This is a genomic window from Agrobacterium sp. CFBP 3001, from assembly GCF_027871605.1.
GTDB lineage: Bacteria > Pseudomonadota > Alphaproteobacteria > Rhizobiales > Rhizobiaceae > Agrobacterium > Agrobacterium leguminum.
In genome coordinates, this window is the sequence record NZ_JAQAHD010000013.1 from 73,736 (window position 1) to 90,430 (window position 16,695).

Genomic DNA, 16,695 nt, shown 5'->3' on the forward strand with positions numbered 1-16,695 from the left:
AGACGACAGGAAATCGACATGGCCGCCACCGTCATCCCCGCTCCGAAACCCGTTCTCCTGCCCGTTGAAGGCACGGACGATCTGTTCCCCGTACGGCGGGTCTATTGCGTCGGCCGCAATTATGCCGATCACGCCATAGAGATGGGTCACGATCCCTCGCGCGAGCCGCCCTTTTATTTCCAGAAAAACCCGGACAATCTGCTGCCCGCCGGTCAGGATTTCCCCTACCCGCCGCTGTCGTCGAATGTGCACTACGAAGTCGAGTGTGTCGTGGTTCTGAAAAGCGGCGGTGCCGATATCCCGGCTTCCGAGGCGCTGGACCATGTCTGGGGTTACGCCGTCGGCATAGACATGACCCGCCGCGACCTTCAGGACGGCCTGAAGAAGATGGGCCGCTCCTGGGAAGGCGCGAAGGCTTTCGAATATTCCGCACCGGTCTCCCCCATCGTCCCGGCGGACAGGATCGGCCATCCCGCCACAGGTGCGATCTGGCTCGACGTCAATGGCAAACGCAAGCAGACGGGCGATCTTGCCCAGATGATCTGGAAGGTGCCGGAAGTGATTGCCGAGCTTTCCAAGCTGTTCACGCTTGCCGCCGGTGACGTCATCATGACCGGCACACCGGCCGGCGTCGGCCCCATCGTACGTGGCGACCGCATCGAATGCGGCGTCGAGGGTGTCGGCACGCTGGGCGTGACGGTTGCCTGAGGCCGAAGAAAACAAAAGGGAGGAGACCACGATGCCGCTTTACCGCCTCGCCGACCGGGTGCCGCAGACCCCTGCGCCTGATCGCTACTGGGTTGCCCCAGATGCCAATGTCGTCGGCTCGGTGACGCTCGGTGAGGATGTCGGCATCTGGTTCGGCGCAACGCTGCGCGGCGATAACGAGCCGATCAGCATCGGGCGCGGCACCAATATTCAGGAGGGCGTGATGGTGCATAGCGACCCCGGTTTTCCCGCCGTCATCGGCGAAATGTGCACCATCGGTCACCATGCCATCGTGCATGGCTGCACCATTGGCGACAATTCGCTCATCGGCATGGGCGCAACGATCCTGAATGGCGCGAAGATCGGCCGCAACTGCCTCGTCGGCGCCAATGCGCTGGTGACGGAGGGCAAGGAATTTCCGGACAATTCCCTGATTGTCGGCTCGCCGGCGCGCGCGATCCGCACGCTGGATGATGAGGCCGCAGCAGGGCTCCGCCGCTCAGCGGAAAAATACATCGAAAACTGGAAGCGCTTTTCGAAGGATCTGGCGATCGTCGAAGGATAGGAAGCGGCGGGCATCCATGCCCGCCCTGCCCGCGAGCTTAAGCCGAGCACGCGGCGCAGAGGCCGCGAATTTCAATGGTGGTCTTTTCCGCCTTGAACTTGCTGTCCTTCACCCAGCGCTCCAGGCGGTGGTCGATTTCATGATCGTGGAATTCCGTCACCTGCCCGCAGGATTCGCAGATGGCGAAAGCCACCGTACCATGGTGGTGCGAGCAGCACTCCGCCTGCGTATGGGTGCAGGCGACAAAGGCGTTGAGGCTCTCGAGCCGGTGCACGAGGCCAAACTCCACCAGCTTTTCCAGCGCACGGTAAACCTGCAGCGGCGCACGAAAACCCTCATCCCGCAGCTTGTCGAGGATCATATAGGCGCTGAGCGGCTGATGCGCGTTTGAGAGGGCATTCATGACCAGCGACTGGTTCTTGGTGAGGTTCTGCTGGGTCTGCGCATTCATGATTTGCCTCCTTCATCCGCGGCGCGGGAAAAACCCGGCGCCGGCAACAGGCTTATAACGAAGAGGATCACCGCGGCAACCACGATGGATGGGCCGGACGGTGTATCGTAACTGAGCGAGCCGAACAGGCCGCCGACAACGGCGACTGCGCCGATCAGCGAAGCCACCACCGCCATCACCTCCGGCGTCGCGGAAAAGCGTCTGGCAGTCGCCGCCGGTATGATGAGCAGCGACGTGATGAGCATGATGCCGACCACCTTCATGGCAATGGCGATCACCAGCGCCATCAACAGCGTGAAGATCAGTTTTGCACGCTCCGGGTTCAACCCCTCGGCTTCGGCCAGCTCCGTATTGACGGTGGAGGCGAGCAGCGACCGCCATAGGAATACCATGGAGACGATGACCACCAGTCCGCCGCCCCAGATCAGGGCGATATCGCTGCGGGTGACGGCGAGAATATCGCCGAACAGGAACGAGACGAGATCGATACGCACCCAGTTCATGAAAGCGACGATGACGAGACCGATCGCCAGCGCCGAATGGGACAAAATGCCAAGCAGCGCATCGGCGGAGAGCGCCTGCCGCCGTTGCAAAAAGAGCAGCAGGATCGAAACCGCCGACGCCACAAGAAAGACGCTGACGATGAGGTTGAGCTGCAACAGCAGCGACAGCGCGACGCCGAGCAGCGCCGAATGGGCCATCGTATCGCCGAAATAGGCCATGCGACGCCAGACGACGAAACAGCCGAGAGGACCGGCAGTGAGCGCAACGCCGATACCGGCGACCATGGCGCGAACGAAGAAATCGTCAAACATGGCGCTCTCCCTGTCCGTGGCTGGATGGCGTATGGCCCTCATGCTCATGCTCATGCTCATGGCCGCAGCCGCATTCGTCATGGCTGTCGTGATGGTGGCCGTAGTCATGCATATGGTGGTGCCCATCCTCCGGACGGCAATGATCGGTCACCGAACCATCCGCATGCTGCACCCGGCCATCAGGCAGATGCGTATGATCGTGATGGTGGCTATAGACCGCGAGCGCCTTGGCAGCGGCGCCGCCGAACAGCCGCATATATTCCGGGCTCTGGCTAACCGCCTGCGGCGTGCCCCGGCAGCAGACATGGCCGTTCAGGCATATGACGGTGTCGGTTTCAGCCATTACCACATGCAGGTCATGCGAGATTAACAAAATTCCGCAATTATTTGAATTTCTGATATTTTTTATCAAATCATAGAGCGCAATCTCGCCGGAGAAATCGACCCCCTGCACGGGCTCGTCAAGAACCAGCAGATCGGGCTTGCGGGCGATGGCGCGGGCCAGAAGTGCGCGCTGGAACTCACCACCGGAAAGGTGCTGCACTTCCGCATTGGCGAGATGCGCAATGCCCGTCGCATTCAGCGCCGCATCGATTTCGCGGGCTGGCAGCGGGCCGGTCAGTGTCATCAGCCGCCGCACCGAAAGCGGCATGGTCCAGTCCACGGCAAGCTTCTGCGGCACATAACCGACCTTCAGACCGGCGATGCGCGAAACCTCGCCCTCGGTCGGCTTCACCACGCCGATTGCCATTTTCGCGCTGGTGGATTTGCCGGAACCGTTCGGCCCGATCAGCGTGACGATCTCGCCTTTGCTGACGGAAAACTCCACGCCACGCACCAGCCAGCGGCCGTTGCGCTGCACGCCGGCATTGGCAAGGGAAACCAGTATCTCTTTGCCCCGATGGGCGGAATGAAGCATGGGATTGTCCGTTCGGCGATGTTGCTTACCGCTATTGCATACGTTATAGAGTTACGCAATAAATGTAATAACATAACTATACTTCTTCAAGTGGAGTGCATTTCATGAAATCGTTCCTGATCCCGCTCATGGCATCGGTGGCAATAGCGGCCGCCGCTTCCGGCGCCACCGCCGCGCCCGATGTCGTGGTCTCGATCAAGCCCGTCCATTCCCTCGTCGCCGCCATCATGCGGGGCGTCGGCGAACCGCAGCTCATCGTCGACGGTGCGGCCTCACCGCACACCTATAATCTCAGACCGTCCAATGCCCGCAAGCTCGAAAAGGCCGATGTGGTCTTCTGGGTTGGGCCGGGACTGGAAGCATTCCTGGAAAAGCCGCTCGAAGCGCTTGCCAGCAAGGCAACCGTGGTGGAACTGGAAGACGCAAAGGGTCTGGAAAAGCTGCCCTTCCGTGAAGGCGGCCCCTTTGAAGCACACGACCATGGCAACGAAGGCCACGAGGCGCATGACGGCCACGCTGAAGAGGAAGGCGCACACAATCATGGACACGACCATGCGGAGGGTCACGAGGGCCATGACCACGGCGCATATGACACCCATCTCTGGCTCGATCCCGAAAATGCCAAGGCCATGGCGCAGACGATAGAAACCGCGCTGATCGCCGCCGATGCCGGCAATGCCGCCACCTATCAGGCCAATACCAAAAAACTGATCGACGACCTCGATGCGCTCGATGCCGAACTCAGGGAAACGGTCAAGCCGGTGAAGGACAAGCCCTTCATCGTCTTCCACGATGCCTATCAATATTTCGAGCATCGTTACGGCGTGAAGACGGCGGGGTCGATCACCGTCAGCCCCGAAACCCTGCCGGGTGCGGACCGCGTCAAACAGATGCAGGAAAAGGTTCGCCAGCTCGGCGCAACTTGCGTTTTCGCTGAACCGCAATTCGAGCCGAAGCTGATTTCGGTCATCACCGAAGGCACCATCGCGAAATCGGCGACGCTCGATCCGGAGGCAGCGACACTGGAACCCGGCCCGGACCTTTATTTCAAGCTGATGCGCGGCATTGCAGGCTCGCTGAAGGATTGCCTGTCCTGACGCGCATTGCCGCCCCTAACGCTCCGGTTCCGTCATTCCGGCTTTGAACCGGAATACGGCCGAGGCGTGAATTATCGGAATAATATATATTTCAACCAGTTACTTGCGCTTGAAATATAAAGTACCGCATAAGGAAACGAGGCGCGACAATCGCTGGGTAAAAGACGTCGCGCCATCAATCGCAAGGCAGCTCGTTACGGCTTCGGCGCCATCGAAGACCAGACAGGACTGCTGATACTCTGCAAGGTTTCCGGCGGCGCGCCGTTGATGCGCGCCAGAAGGGCCTTCGCAAGCTCCCTGCCCGCCAGCTTGATATCCTCATTGACGGTGTGGATCTGCGGTTTGATCCAGTTCAGGAACTCGGCGGACTGTTTCGAGACGATATCGATATCTTCGCCGATTTTCACACCGGCTGCCTCAAAACCGGCCACCAGCGCAATGGTGCTGCTGCCGCTGATCGAAACGATGCCGTCGGGACGGTCATCGGATTGCATCAGCCGCTGGCCGAAATCGCGGATTTTTTCGAGCGGCGTTTCGATGGTGATGGCATCCAGCGGAAATTCGCTAAGGCCGAAATCCCTGATCGCTCTCATGAACCCCTTGCGGGCGTGATCGTGGAACGAAAACCGCGATGGCGGCACGACGACGGCGATCCTTTTGCGCCCGCATTGCGCCAGCCGCTCGACCGCCTCATAGGCATAGGCCTCATTGTCGAAATCATGAAAGGCATGGTCGATTCCCATATCGGAGCGCCCATGGGTGACGAAGGGCATGTTGCGCTCGGTCATGAAACGAACGCGCGGATCGTTGGGCTCAATCTTCGAAATAATGACCCCATCCGCTGAACCGGTATCGAGAATATAGCGGATCGGCACCATTGAATCCTTGGCATGGATGTGGGGCGTTACGACCAGATGATATTGTGTCGTGGAAAGAACCTCGGTGATGCCGAAGACCATCTGGCTGGTGAAACCCATCAGTTCTTCATCGACACTCAGCACAAGGGCAATCACATTGGTCTTGCCGGTGCGAAGGCGCACCCCGGCGCGGTTTGGCTGGTAACCGATCTGCCGGGCGATCAGCCGCACGCGCTCCTTGGTTTCAGCGCCGATATCGGGCGCATCCTTCAGTGCGCGCGAGACGGTGGTGATGCCGAGACCCGTCATATAGGCGATTGTCTTCAAGGTCGGACGCTCGCCCGTGGTCGCGGGTATGTCGTCCCTGCCGGATTTGCCAGTATCGTTCATGTCATTTCGCCACGCTTTACCGAACGGTAATCATAGATAGCTTTTGCTCCGTTGCAAAGGCAAAGGTCTGCGGACAAAGGCCGGTCCTGTCCGGCTGTCGGCCAATTCAGCTAAAACGATATAGGTCCGCAAAATATTTCCCGACTGCGATCCTTTTCTTACGGGGCCAAAAGTCCGGATATCATTGAATGAATTTCCTCGTTATATAGATTAAGAAATTTACGTAAAACGCTAATATAAAATGATAAAAATCGATAATTTTTGGACGATGCAACAGCATCGTCAAGACTCGGCGTTCCCTGGCATTTTTCATGTTACCGATTGTCACTCAAAGGAATGACGGAACGATTGTTTTACGGTAACGTTGCCGAAGGGAGGAAATCGCAAAGCCGGATAAATGTGAGGCAGCCGCTTTGCGGGCATCCATTCCCCCCAGATTCTGACACAAGCTTGCACCATGATGCAGGCCAGTCTTCTTCGAATTCATATTATGCAGGGTCCGATTATGATTTCTTCTTCCTCGCCCGAAACCGTCATCGATCTGGCCGGGTCCTGGCGCCTGACCTCGGTGGAAGGAGACCACGCCACCCAGCTTTCCGTACCGGGCGATATTCACACCGCGCTCAAAAATGCGGGCATCATTCCAGATCCCTATCACGGCGCCAATGAGAAGGCGGTACAATGGGTCGCGCAGCAGGACTGGATCCTTGAGCGAACCTTCATTCTCGATGAGGCTGATGCCAGCTGGTATCTCGATATCGATTACCTCGACACCGTCGCCATCGTCTTCGTCAACGACATTCCTGTCCTGAGCGCCGACAATTGTTTCCGCCGTTACCGCCCGGATGTTTCGCGGGCTGTGCGGCCGGGTGAAAACACCATCCGCATCCATTTCCATTCCAACATCGCCGCCGGCGCGGAACGGCAGGCGCGGCAGCCTTTTTATATTCCCTATCACCCCGGCAATTCGCCGATTGCCAATGGCAACATGCTGCGCAAGCCGCAATGCCATTTCGGCTGGGACTGGAATATCGCGATTGCCCCGCTCGGCCTTTACGGCAAAATCCTGCTGAAGCGCCTCGATACAGCCCGCATCGAACATGTCGTCACCTCGCAGCACCATGTCGAAGGCGGCGTGGAACTGCATGTCGCCGTCACGCTGTTTGCCGAAGGTCCGGCGAGCCTGCCGGTCTATCTGACGCTGAATGACGAAAGGCTCAGGCTCGATTGCGGCGTCGGCGCCGGCGAAACGGTGGTGCGCCACGTCTTCTTCGTGGAAAATCCGGAACTCTGGTGGCCGGCCGGCAGTGGCGAACAGACGCTCTACGAGCTGACGGTGGAATTGCCCGATGAGACCGTGACCCGCCAGATCGGCTTCAGGACCATCGAGCTTCTGACGGACAAGGACGAGGCAGGCAGCCGCTTTGCCTTCCGCATCAACGGCCGGGAAATCTTCTGCCGCGGTGCCAACTGGATCCCTGCCGATGCGCTTTATTCGCTGACCAGCCGGGAAAAGACCGAAGACCTTCTCTGCTCCGCGGTCGAGGCCAATATGAACATGATCCGCGTCTGGGGCGGCGGGTTCTATGAGGAAGACTGGTTCTACGATCTCTGCGACCGTCTCGGCCTGCTGGTCTGGCAGGATTTCATGTTCGCCTGCAATCTCTATCCCTGCAGCGATGATTTCCTCGACAATGTCGAACACGAGGTCGATTATCAGGTGAAACGCCTCTCCTCACATCCCTCCATCGCGCTCTGGTGCGGCGATAACGAGCTGGTGGGTGCGCTGACATGGTTCGATGAATCCCGCAATAATCGCGACAGTTATCTCGTGGCCTATGACCGCCTGAACCGCACCATCGAACGGGCCCTGAAAAAAGCCGCTCCAGAAGCGCACTGGTGGCCATCGAGCCCTGCCTCCGGTTATCTCGATTATGGCGATGCCTGGCATGCTGATGGTTCCGGCGACATGCATTACTGGTCCGTCTGGCACGAGAACAAGTCATTCGACAATTATCGTTCGGTGAAACCGCGCTTCTGCTCCGAATTCGGTTTCCAGTCCTATACATCCATGCACGTCATCCGCACCTACGCGGAAGACCGGGACATGAACATCGCCTCCCCCGTCATCGAACTGCACCAGAAGAATGTCGGCGGCAATGAGCGGATTGCGGGCACCATGTTCCGCTATTTCCGCTTCCCGAAGGATTTCGAGAATTTCGTTTATCTCAGTCAGGTCCAGCAGGCGCTGGCGATCCGCACGGCTGTCGATTACTGGCGCTCGCTCAAGCCCCATTGCATGGGCACGCTTTATTGGCAGCTGAACGACACCTGGCCGGTCGCCTCATGGTCGAGCCTTGATTATGGCGGAGGCTGGAAAGCGCTGCATTATGCCGCCCGCCGTTTCTTCCAGCCGGTTACAGTCTCGGCCATCCCTTCAGAAGATGGAGGCCGGGTGAGCTTCTCCATGGTCAACGACACGGCGGAGGATGTGGAAATCGACATGAACATCGTTGCGCTGACCATGGACGGCAACCGCGTGCCGCTGAAATCCGCCAACGGCACCTGCGCGACCGACAGGGCCGCCATGCTGACCGATATCGACATGGACAGCCTGCCTGATGGCGCCATCCTCGCCTGGAATTTCATCGCTTCCAACGGCATGACCGGCGAAGGCCACCATGTGCGCGATAGCTACAAGGCGCTGGAGCTTCAGCCAGCAGGCCTGACATTCACCACCAGCACACTGAAAAACGGTCAGTTCGAAATCGATGTCAGCGCCACCGGCCTCGCTCTCTTCGTCATGCTGGAGGCAGATCAGCCCGGACGTTATTCCGACAATCTCTTCGATCTTGCCGCCGGCGAAACGCGCCGTATCATCTTCACCCCGAAAGCGGACGGCCCCCAGCCGCATTTCCGCATCTTCGATCTTCATACCTGCCAATCCTCGCCCAATCCCGGCATTGAAAGCATGCGGAGAAAGGCATAACCATCCCTCTCGGGAATGACAGGTGAACCCACGCCTGTCTTCATCAGTTCAAAAGGCTGCCGGGTTCTCCGGCAGCCAGTCATCAGCAAGCGGAGGAAGACCCATGGTTTGGCAACCGGCCGAAAACCGATATGCATCCATGAAATATAATCACTGCGGCAAAACCGGCCTGAAACTGCCGGCAATCTCGCTGGGACTCTGGCACAATTTCGGCAACGATACGCCGCACCAGACCAAACAGGCCATTTGCCGCCGCGCTTTCGATCTCGGCATCACCCATTTCGATCTCGCGAACAATTACGGCCCGCCGCCCGGCAGCGCCGAAACCGCCTTCGGAGAAATTCTGAAGACGGATTTCAGAGGCTATCGCGACGAGATGATCATCTCCTCCAAGGCCGGTTACAACATGTGGCCCGGTCCTTACGGTGAATGGGGCAGCCGTAAATATCTGATAGCTTCCTGCGACCAGAGCCTGAAGCGCATGGGGCTGGACTACGTCGATATTTTCTACTCCCACCGTTTCGACCCCAACACGCCGCTTGAGGAGACCTGCGGCGCGCTGGACCAGATCGTGCGCTCGGGCAAGGCGCTTTATGTCGGCATCTCGTCCTACAACTCGAAGCGCACCCGCGAGGCCGCCGCGATCCTCAAGGACCTCGGCACGCCCTGCATCATCCATCAGCCGAGCTATTCGATGATCAACCGCTGGATCGAGGAAGACGGTCTCGTCGACACGCTGGAAGAACTGGGCATCGGCTCCATCGTCTTCTCGCCGCTGGCGCAGGGCATGCTGACGACGAAATATCTCGGCGGCGTGCCGGATGGCAGCCGTGCATCGCAGAGCAAGTCTCTCAACCCGGCCTTCCTCAACGAGCGCAATGTCGAGAACATCCGTGCGCTGAACAGCATTGCGGAGCGGCGCGGCCAGACGCTGGCGCAGATGGCGATTGCGTGGGTTCTGCGCGGCGGCCGCATCACCTCGGCGCTGATTGGCGCAAGCCGTGTCGAACAGGTCGAGGATTGCGTGAAGGCGCTCGACAAGCAGGATTTCACGGCAGAAGAGCTTGCCGAAATCGACCGTTACGCCAAGGACGCGGATATCAACCTCTGGGCAAAATCCGCCGAACGCGTCTGACGGAGGAGAGACCGCCCGGTTCTGCCGGGCGGTCTGCACATTGCAAAAGCCGGGCCAAAAATCTCAAAACAAAAGATTAACTTCCACCCCTAACCGTTAATAACCATTACATAAATGTAATTTTAAATTCAGTTTGCGTTCATTCGTTTATTCGTAAGTTCTCCTCATCGAAACACGAGAGGAAACTTCCATGAAAAAGTTCGTCACCATTCTTCTGGCTGCCACCGTTCTCGCCGCTCCGATGGCTCAGGCCCAAAGCCGCCACGACGATCGCCATCGCGGCGTCACCGTCGAGCGTCAGGTCACCACCAAGAAGGTCATCGTCAAGAAGCACCGCTGGGATCGCGGCCAGCGCCTTTCGGCCCGTGAGCGCCGCAACATGGTAGACCGTCGTGACTACCGCCGTTACCACCTTGCAGAACCGCGCCGCGACCAGCACTGGGTACGCGTCGACAACCAGTTCCTGCTCATCAACGCCGTCAGCGGCCTGATCGTCGGCCTCGCCGCCGCCCGCTAATCCAGGCATCGATGAAATGAAAAAGGCCCGCTCGCGCGGGCCTTTTGTCGTTTGTCGTTTCAGCCGATCAAAAAATGTCGGCGCCGCTGCCCCACGGGCCGTGTGGCTTGTCCACACCGTCGGTGCGTTCGAAACCATGGGCGCCGAAGAAGTCGCGCTGCGCCTGAATGAGGTTGGCGCTGCCGCGGCCACGGCGATAGGCGTCGAAATAACCGAGCGCCGAAGCAAGTGCCGAAACCGGCAGACCCGACAGGACGGCGTAGGAGACGACACGGCGCAGCGGTGCGTCGGTATCCTTGACGATGCCGGCAAAGGCAGGCGTCACGATGAGGTTGGCCACATGCGGGTCCTTGGTGAAGGCCGACGTGATCTCATCGAGGAATTCCGAGCGGATGATGCAACCGGCGCGCCAGATGCGAGCAATCGTCGGCATCGGCAGGTTCCAGTTGAACTCCTTGGAAGCGGCCGACATGATCGCGAAGCCCTGCGCGTAAGCGCCGACCTTGGCGGCCAGAAGCGCGCTTTCCAGATCGGCAATGAAAGCCTTTTTGTCAGCCGGTGCAGGCGCAACGGTCGGCAGACCGAAGATCTTCTCGGCAGCTTCACGCTCATCCTTCTGCGAGGACAGAATACGCGCAGCCACGGCCGCCTCGATGGCGGTTGCGGCAACGCCCATATTCTGCGCCTCGATGACCGACCACTTGCCGGTGCCCTTCTGGCCGGCCTTGTCGAGGATAAGATCGACCATCGGCTTGCCGGTGATCGGATCGGCGGCGCGCAGAACCTTCTCGGTGATTTCGATCAGGTAGGAATTCAGGCGGCCCTTGTTCCATTCGGCGAAGACATCGGCGATTTCGACGGCGCTCATGCCAAGGCCGTCACGCAGGATGCCGTAGATTTCGGCGATCATCTGCATGTCGGCATATTCGATGCCGTTATGGATGGTCTTGACGAAATGGCCAGCGCCGTCATTGCCAAGCCATGCCACGCACGGATCGTTGTTGTACTTGGCGGAAATGGAAGTCAGCACCTTCTCGACGCGCTTCCAGCTATCTTCGGTGCCGCCAACCATGATCGACGGTCCATGGCGCGCACCTTCTTCGCCGCCGGAAACGCCCATGCCGATAAAGGTCAGGCCGCTATCCTTCAGATTGTCGAAACGGCGGATCGTATCGCGGAAATTGGCATTGCCGGCGTCGATCATGATGTCGCCATTGGCGAGATGCGGTTTCAGGATTTCCATCTGCTGGTCAACCGGATCGCCGGCCTTGATCATGATGATGATCGGGCGCGGAGGACGAATGGCGGCGACGAATTCCTCGATGGTTTCGCAGGGGATCAATTGTCCCTGCAAGTCCCCAGCCTCGGCGTAGAATTTTTTCGTCGCTTCAGGGGTTCGGTTGAATACGGCAATCTTGTTGCCCTTTTCCGCGATGTTCAACGCCAGGTTCGAGCCCATGACGCCGAGACCGATCAAACCGATTTCTGCCTGTTCCACGGATGTGCCTCCATCTTGCTTTTTGGTGGTCGTGTTGTGGCACTGTAATGAACAAACGGCAAGGCTAGCCGCGACTGAAACGATTAAATTTTGATGACGCAAATCAGCTTTGCATATTTGCGACAGGTCGAGGCCGGCTCAAAATGGCAAGCCCGACTCGCCTCTTATGATCGTCGGGGCCGGTCGTCACCATCATCCAGCGCCCGCCAGGCGGCCCCGTCCATATCCTCATATTGGCCCGAACGCACCGACCAGAGGAAGGCGAAAAGGCCGAGCGCTCCTAAAAACAGCGCGACGGGAATGAGATAGATCAGCATGTTCATGCCAGTTGCGCCCCCTCGCCTGCAAATCCGGTCTTCGCTTCATTCTGAGGACGGACGGTTTCAGCCGTACCGGCAAGACGCAACGCATTGGCGACGACGATTAGCGAGGACGTCGACATGGCGATGGCCGCGATCATCGGCGTCGCATAACCGGCAATCGCAATCGGCACGGCGATGATGTTGTAGCCGATGGCGAGCGCGAAGTTCTGCCGGATCAGCCTTCCGGCCAGTTGCGATGTCTCGATTGCGAAAGGCACGGCGTCGAGATCCTCCTGCATGAACACGAAATCGGCGGCCTGCCGGCCGATATCGGCGGCGGTGGCGGGCGCCATGGACACATGCGCGGCGGCGAGCGCCGGCGCGTCGTTGATACCGTCTCCCACCATCAGTACCCGCCGCCCCTCGCCCGCAAGCTCGGCGCAACGCGCCGCCTTGTCCTTCGGCGACAGGTCCGCACGCCAGTTGCCGATCCCCAGCCGCTGCGCCATGGCGCTGACGGCGGCGGCCCGGTCACCCGAAACGATTTCCTGCATAAGCCCCCGTACCGACAGGCTGCGCAATGCCGCAACCGCACCCGCGCGCGGATTATCCTCGAAACCGAAGCTCGCCAGATGCCGACCGTCGAGAGACAGCACCACTTCCGAGCGCGCATCGCCATTATCGACGCTCGCTTCACTTGGGCACGCGAAACGGCGATTGCCCAGCCGATAGGTTCCGGCTTCCGTCTCCGCCTCGACGCCGGAGCCCGGAATTTCCCGCACCGCCTCATAGGCCGGCACCGCGCCGCTATGGGCAGCATGCAGGGCTTTCGACAGGGGATGCCGCGAATGGGCGGCAAGCCCCGCTGCAATCGCAACGGTCGCGGGCTTCACATCGCCAGTCTCAACCAATCTCGGTTTGCCGATAGTCAGGGTGCCGGTTTTGTCGAACAGCACGGTATCGATTTCGGCCAGCCGCTCCATGGCCGAGCCTTCCTTGACCATGATGCCGTGCCGGAACAGCCTTCCGGCGGCCACCACCTGCACGACGGGAACGGCAAGGCCAAGCGCGCAGGGGCAGGTGATGATGAGAACCGCAATGGCGATCAGCATCGCCTGTTTCCAGTCACCGCCGAAAATGCCCCAGCCGAGAAACGTCACCAGCGCGAGAAGATGCACCACGGGAGAATAATAGCTTGCGGCGCGGTCGGCGATGCGCCGGTAACGCGCCCGCCCGCCTTCGGCCGCCTCCATCAGCCCGATCACTTCCGAAAGGAAGGAATCTTTTGCCAATGCCGTCACCCGTGCAGTCAGCGAACCGGTGAGATTGAGCGTACCGGCCTGAAGGCTGTCGCCTGCCGCAACGCGGCGCGGCGCGCTTTCACCGTTGACGATGGACATGTCGAGATCGCTGCTGCCGGAGACGACCACGGCATCCACCGCCACGCGGTCCCCGGCCGCAATCGCAATCGACATTCCCGGCTGGATATCGGCAAGCGGCCGATACTCCCGCGTTCCATTCTCACCGATCACCGTTGCCCCGCGCGGCGAAAGACGGGCAAGCCCGGCAATGGCCGAGCGCGCCTTGTCGCGCATGATATGGTCAAGCGTTCGGCCGATCAGCAGGAAGAACAGAAGCGAGACGGTCGCATCGAACCAGGCATGTTCGCCGTGATGGATCGTCTCCCACAGGGAAACGGCATAGGAGAGCGTGATGGCGAGTGCGATCGGCACATCCATATTGGTACGGCCGTGTTTCAGCGCGTTCCAGGCCGATTGATAGAAGAAACGCCCGCCATAGATCAGCGCCGGCGCGGCGATCATCGCCGAAATCCAGTGGAACATGTCGCGCGTCGCCGCATCCGCCCCCGACCAGACGGAGACGGACAGAAGCATGATATTGGCGGAAGCAAAACCGCACAGCGCCACCGCCCTGATCAGCTGCGAACGCAAGGCGTCCGAGGCATCCTGCCCGCTGGCGAAAAGATGCGTACGATATCCCGTCGCAAGAATGGCGCGGGCAATCTCGGAAGGGTCAGTCCTGACTCCGTCGACTTCTTCTTTCCAGACGACCGCCACGCGTTTGGACGACAGGTTCACACGCGCCCGCTCCACTTGGCGCAGACGGCCGAGCGCGGTCTCGATGGTGGTGATGCAGGCGCCGCAATACACATCCGGCACGCTGAGGTCGGTCTGGCGCAGCCCCTGCCCCAGATCGCGGCTCGCCAGCAGCAATTCCTCCGACGAGGGCGGATTGACCGGCTCGCCGAGCTGTAACGAACCTTCCGTTCCCGGTGCGCAGCAGCTCATTTGCGCCCCCTGATGACGGCAATCCGCGTGCCCTCATGAACGATGATCCGGCCGTCCTTGACGGCGGTGACCTCGACGATCCATTGGCCCGGCAGCATGTCATGCGGGCCGGTGAAGACGCCGGTGGAAACCGGGGTCAGTTCCATGTCGAAATTCTGGCGTTCACCGACGGGCCGGCGAAAATGCGCCGTCACCTTATCGGTGTCGACCGGGCCGGTGTCGGGATGAAACACCTCATATCGCACCGTCTTTTCATCCACGATGAGCTTGCCCTTGATGCCGGTCGCGGCCCTTGCCTTGGCGGCTTCCGCCTTGGCGTTGAACTGCTGGCTGGCCACATAGGTATTGGGCACGACAAGCCCGCTCCAGCTGTTGACCGCGTTCCAGGCCATCACCATGTTGACGGTGATGACGGTGCCGAAAAACAGCAGCATGACACCCAGCATATGCCAGCCGGTGAACGTGAAACCGGACGTCTGGCGATTGTTCACGGTCATTTTTTCACTCCCGGAGCGTTGAATACAGCATCGTAGCGGGCCGTCTCATGGCCGCCCGTATCGCTGACGATGAATTCGAAATTTTCCGCCGCCCGCGCAACATCTTTGCCCGGCAGAGTGACGAAGACCTTCAGCGTCGTCGCCTCGTCCGGCTCCACCGTCACTTCGAAGGTGCGCGCGGCCGTATCCGGCATGCCGTTGATCTTCATCACCGCATTCGGAATGCCCTCGATGGTCAGGTTCATCGTGCGTGGCTGCGGCACCATGTTCAGAATGCGCACCGTATAGCCGTTGCGAATGGAACCGTTCGATTCCAGCACATATTGCGGATTGCGGTCATGCAGGACATTCAGCGCCAGCCGCTCGCGCGTCACCAGCGCAAACAGCATGCCGATACCGACCGCCGACCAGATGGCCGTGTAAAGCAGCGTGCGCGGCCGGAAGACGATGCGCCAGTTGAAGTGGCGGACACTCTTCCTGAAGCTGCCGTCCTCCTCACGCACATTGGCAGGGCGGATGGCGTGCTCACCATTGCCGGTCGCCAGCGCCATGTTGGACTGGTATTCGGAAAGCGTCGCATAGGCGATCAGCCCGCGCGGCTTGCCGATCTTGTCCATCACCCCGTCGCAGGCATCGATGCAGAGCGCGCAGGTGATGCATTCCAGCTGCTGCCCGTCCCTGATGTCGATGCCCATGGGACAGACCGCGACGCAGGCATTGCAATCGACGCAGTCGCCGATGCTTTCCCCTGCCGCCGCAGCCTTCTTGGCATGCCGCGAGCGCGGTTCACCGCGCCAGTCATTATAGGTGACGACAAGCGAGTTCTCATCCAGCATCGCCGCCTGAATGCGCGGCCAGGGACACATATAGGTGCAGACCTGTTCCCTCATCAGCCCGCCGAAGACATAGGTGGTGGCGGTGAGGATGGCGACGGTGGAATAGGCGATCATCGGCGCCTGCCCGGTCATGAACTGCATCGCCAGTGTCGGCGCATCGGCGAAATAGAAAATCCATGCGCCGCCGGTCAGAACGCCGATCACCAGCCAGATCGCATGTTTCAGCACCCGCTTGCGCAATTTGCCGAATGTGAAGGGCGCGGCATCCAGTTTCATGCGCGCGTTCCTGTCACCCTCTATCGCCCGTTCGACCACCAGAAACAGGTCGACCCAGACGGTCTGCGGACAGGTGTAACCGCACCATGCGCGCCCGACAGCGGAAGTCACGAGAAAGAGCCCAAGCCCGGCCATGACCAGCAATCCGGCGACGAAGAAGAATTCCTGCGGCCAGATTTCGATGAAGAAGAAATAAAAGCGCCGGTTGGCGATATCGATCAGCACCGCCTGATCCGGCGCATAGGGACCGCGATCCCAGCGCAGGAACGGCGTCAAATAATAAATGCCGAGCGTGACCAGCATCACCAGCCATTTGAAGCGCCGAAACCTGCCCTCGGCGCGCTTGGGAAAAATCTTCCTGCGTGCCTCGTAGAGCGGTTTGCGCGTTTTTGCGGAATTGACGGCTTCCGCCTCCAGCCTCTCGACAGGCTGTTGCGGGCGATCCTGTCCGGCGCGATAGATGTTCATGATAGGAGTCCGTTTTTATCTCCTTGCTTTCTCCCATCTCCCCGGTGAAACATCCTTGACTTACAT

Annotated in this window: 15 protein-coding genes; 6 read left to right on the forward strand and 9 right to left on the reverse strand. The window is 59.8% G+C overall.

Annotated features, from left to right (window positions below; translation table 11 throughout):
* The first annotated feature begins 18 nt into the window (after positions 1 to 18).
* Positions 19 to 708, forward strand: coding sequence for a fumarylacetoacetate hydrolase family protein (locus tag PH605_RS16940; protein ID WP_078052997.1), 690 nt, complete (start codon positions 19 to 21; stop codon positions 706 to 708).
* A gap of 31 nt (positions 709 to 739) precedes the next feature.
* On the forward strand, positions 740 to 1,273 hold the full coding sequence (locus PH605_RS16945; protein ID WP_065655446.1) for a gamma carbonic anhydrase family protein: 534 nt from the start codon (positions 740 to 742) through the stop codon (positions 1,271 to 1,273).
* A gap of 37 nt (positions 1,274 to 1,310) precedes the next feature.
* Here the strand turns inward: PH605_RS16945 and zur are convergent, their stop codons facing one another.
* From zur to znuC, 3 genes are read right to left on the reverse strand one after another with little or no spacing between them, the layout of a single operon-like run.
* A complete protein-coding gene (gene zur, locus PH605_RS16950; protein ID WP_020809932.1) occupies positions 1,311 to 1,724 on the reverse strand; it encodes a zinc uptake transcriptional repressor Zur in 414 nt (137 codons plus the stop codon).
* Positions 1,721 to 2,539, reverse strand: coding sequence for a zinc ABC transporter permease subunit ZnuB (gene znuB / locus PH605_RS16955; RefSeq protein WP_142845508.1), 819 nt, complete (start codon positions 2,537 to 2,539; stop codon positions 1,721 to 1,723). The genes zur and znuB overlap by 4 nt, the downstream gene beginning before the upstream one ends.
* Positions 2,532 to 3,458 carry a zinc ABC transporter ATP-binding protein ZnuC gene (znuC, locus tag PH605_RS16960; RefSeq protein ID WP_142845509.1) on the reverse strand — a complete coding sequence of 309 codons (927 nt, stop codon included), beginning with the start codon at positions 3,456 to 3,458 and terminating at the stop codon, positions 2,532 to 2,534. The genes znuB and znuC overlap by 8 nt, the downstream gene beginning before the upstream one ends.
* A 104-nt stretch (positions 3,459 to 3,562) precedes the next feature.
* Here znuC and znuA point away from each other — a divergent pair, with 104 nt between their 5' ends.
* Entirely contained in the window at positions 3,563 to 4,555 is a 993-nt protein-coding gene (gene znuA, locus PH605_RS16965; RefSeq protein WP_142845510.1) for a zinc ABC transporter substrate-binding protein ZnuA, read from the forward strand.
* 194 nt (positions 4,556 to 4,749) lie between these two features.
* Here the strand turns inward: znuA and PH605_RS16970 are convergent, their stop codons facing one another.
* Positions 4,750 to 5,802: a LacI family transcriptional regulator gene (locus PH605_RS16970; RefSeq protein WP_161987931.1), complete on the reverse strand. Its 1,053-nt coding sequence runs from the start codon at positions 5,800 to 5,802 to the stop codon at positions 4,750 to 4,752.
* Between the two features lie 490 nt (positions 5,803 to 6,292).
* Between PH605_RS16970 and PH605_RS16975 the strand changes: the two genes are divergently transcribed.
* The 3 genes from PH605_RS16975 (at position 6,293) to PH605_RS16985 (ending at position 10,443) form a co-directional block, all read left to right on the forward strand.
* Positions 6,293 to 8,791 (forward strand): beta-mannosidase, encoded by a 2,499-nt coding sequence (locus PH605_RS16975; RefSeq protein ID WP_161987932.1) that lies wholly within the window; start codon positions 6,293 to 6,295, stop codon positions 8,789 to 8,791.
* Positions 8,792 to 8,894: 103 nt separating this feature from the next.
* Positions 8,895 to 9,926: an L-glyceraldehyde 3-phosphate reductase gene (gene mgrA, locus PH605_RS16980; RefSeq protein ID WP_142845512.1), complete on the forward strand. Its 1,032-nt coding sequence runs from the start codon at positions 8,895 to 8,897 to the stop codon at positions 9,924 to 9,926.
* 190 nt (positions 9,927 to 10,116) lie between these two features.
* Positions 10,117 to 10,443, forward strand: coding sequence for an RcnB family protein (locus tag PH605_RS16985; protein ID WP_142845513.1), 327 nt, complete (start codon positions 10,117 to 10,119; stop codon positions 10,441 to 10,443).
* 67 nt (positions 10,444 to 10,510) lie between these two features.
* Here the strand turns inward: PH605_RS16985 and gndA are convergent, their stop codons facing one another.
* The 5 genes from gndA to ccoG form a co-directional block, all read right to left on the reverse strand.
* The gene (gndA, locus tag PH605_RS16990) at positions 10,511 to 11,941 is read right to left on the reverse strand and encodes an NADP-dependent phosphogluconate dehydrogenase (protein ID WP_003525022.1); all 1,431 of its coding nucleotides are present in this window, start codon (positions 11,939 to 11,941) and stop codon (positions 10,511 to 10,513) included.
* 164 nt (positions 11,942 to 12,105) lie between these two features.
* Entirely contained in the window at positions 12,106 to 12,264 is a 159-nt protein-coding gene (ccoS, locus tag PH605_RS16995) for a cbb3-type cytochrome oxidase assembly protein CcoS (RefSeq protein WP_003502794.1), read from the reverse strand.
* Positions 12,261 to 14,552: a cation-translocating P-type ATPase gene (locus PH605_RS17000; protein WP_142845514.1), complete on the reverse strand. Its 2,292-nt coding sequence runs from the start codon at positions 14,550 to 14,552 to the stop codon at positions 12,261 to 12,263. Before PH605_RS17000 ends, ccoS begins: the two co-directional genes overlap by 4 nt.
* On the reverse strand, positions 14,549 to 15,049 hold the full coding sequence (locus tag PH605_RS17005; RefSeq protein ID WP_142845515.1) for a FixH family protein: 501 nt from the start codon (positions 15,047 to 15,049) through the stop codon (positions 14,549 to 14,551). The genes PH605_RS17000 and PH605_RS17005 overlap by 4 nt, the downstream gene beginning before the upstream one ends.
* Entirely contained in the window at positions 15,046 to 16,629 is a 1,584-nt protein-coding gene (gene ccoG, locus PH605_RS17010; RefSeq protein ID WP_065655454.1) for a cytochrome c oxidase accessory protein CcoG, read from the reverse strand. Before ccoG ends, PH605_RS17005 begins: the two co-directional genes overlap by 4 nt.
* Positions 16,630 to 16,695: the final 66 nt, after the last annotated feature.

Coding starts and splice junctions, on each gene's coding strand:
- PH605_RS16985 (WP_142845513.1), top strand. CDS start 10,117: ATGAAAAAGTTCGTCACCATTCTTCTGGCTGCCACCGTTCTCGCCGCT.
- PH605_RS16945 (WP_065655446.1), top strand. CDS start 740: ATGCCGCTTTACCGCCTCGCCGACCGGGTGCCGCAGACCCCTGCGCCT.
- PH605_RS17005 (WP_142845515.1), bottom strand. CDS start 15,049: ATGACCGTGAACAATCGCCAGACGTCCGGTTTCACGTTCACCGGCTGG.
- mgrA (WP_142845512.1), top strand. CDS start 8,895: ATGGTTTGGCAACCGGCCGAAAACCGATATGCATCCATGAAATATAAT.
- ccoG (WP_065655454.1), bottom strand. CDS start 16,629: ATGAACATCTATCGCGCCGGACAGGATCGCCCGCAACAGCCTGTCGAG.
- znuA (WP_142845510.1), top strand. CDS start 3,563: ATGAAATCGTTCCTGATCCCGCTCATGGCATCGGTGGCAATAGCGGCC.
- PH605_RS17000 (WP_142845514.1), bottom strand. CDS start 14,552: ATGAGCTGCTGCGCACCGGGAACGGAAGGTTCGTTACAGCTCGGCGAG.
- ccoS (WP_003502794.1), bottom strand. CDS start 12,264: ATGAACATGCTGATCTATCTCATTCCCGTCGCGCTGTTTTTAGGAGCG.
- zur (WP_020809932.1), bottom strand. CDS start 1,724: ATGAATGCGCAGACCCAGCAGAACCTCACCAAGAACCAGTCGCTGGTC.
- PH605_RS16940 (WP_078052997.1), top strand. CDS start 19: ATGGCCGCCACCGTCATCCCCGCTCCGAAACCCGTTCTCCTGCCCGTT.
- PH605_RS16970 (WP_161987931.1), bottom strand. CDS start 5,802: ATGAACGATACTGGCAAATCCGGCAGGGACGACATACCCGCGACCACG.
- znuC (WP_142845509.1), bottom strand. CDS start 3,458: ATGCTTCATTCCGCCCATCGGGGCAAAGAGATACTGGTTTCCCTTGCC.
- PH605_RS16975 (WP_161987932.1), top strand. CDS start 6,293: ATGCAGGGTCCGATTATGATTTCTTCTTCCTCGCCCGAAACCGTCATC.
- znuB (WP_142845508.1), bottom strand. CDS start 2,539: ATGTTTGACGATTTCTTCGTTCGCGCCATGGTCGCCGGTATCGGCGTT.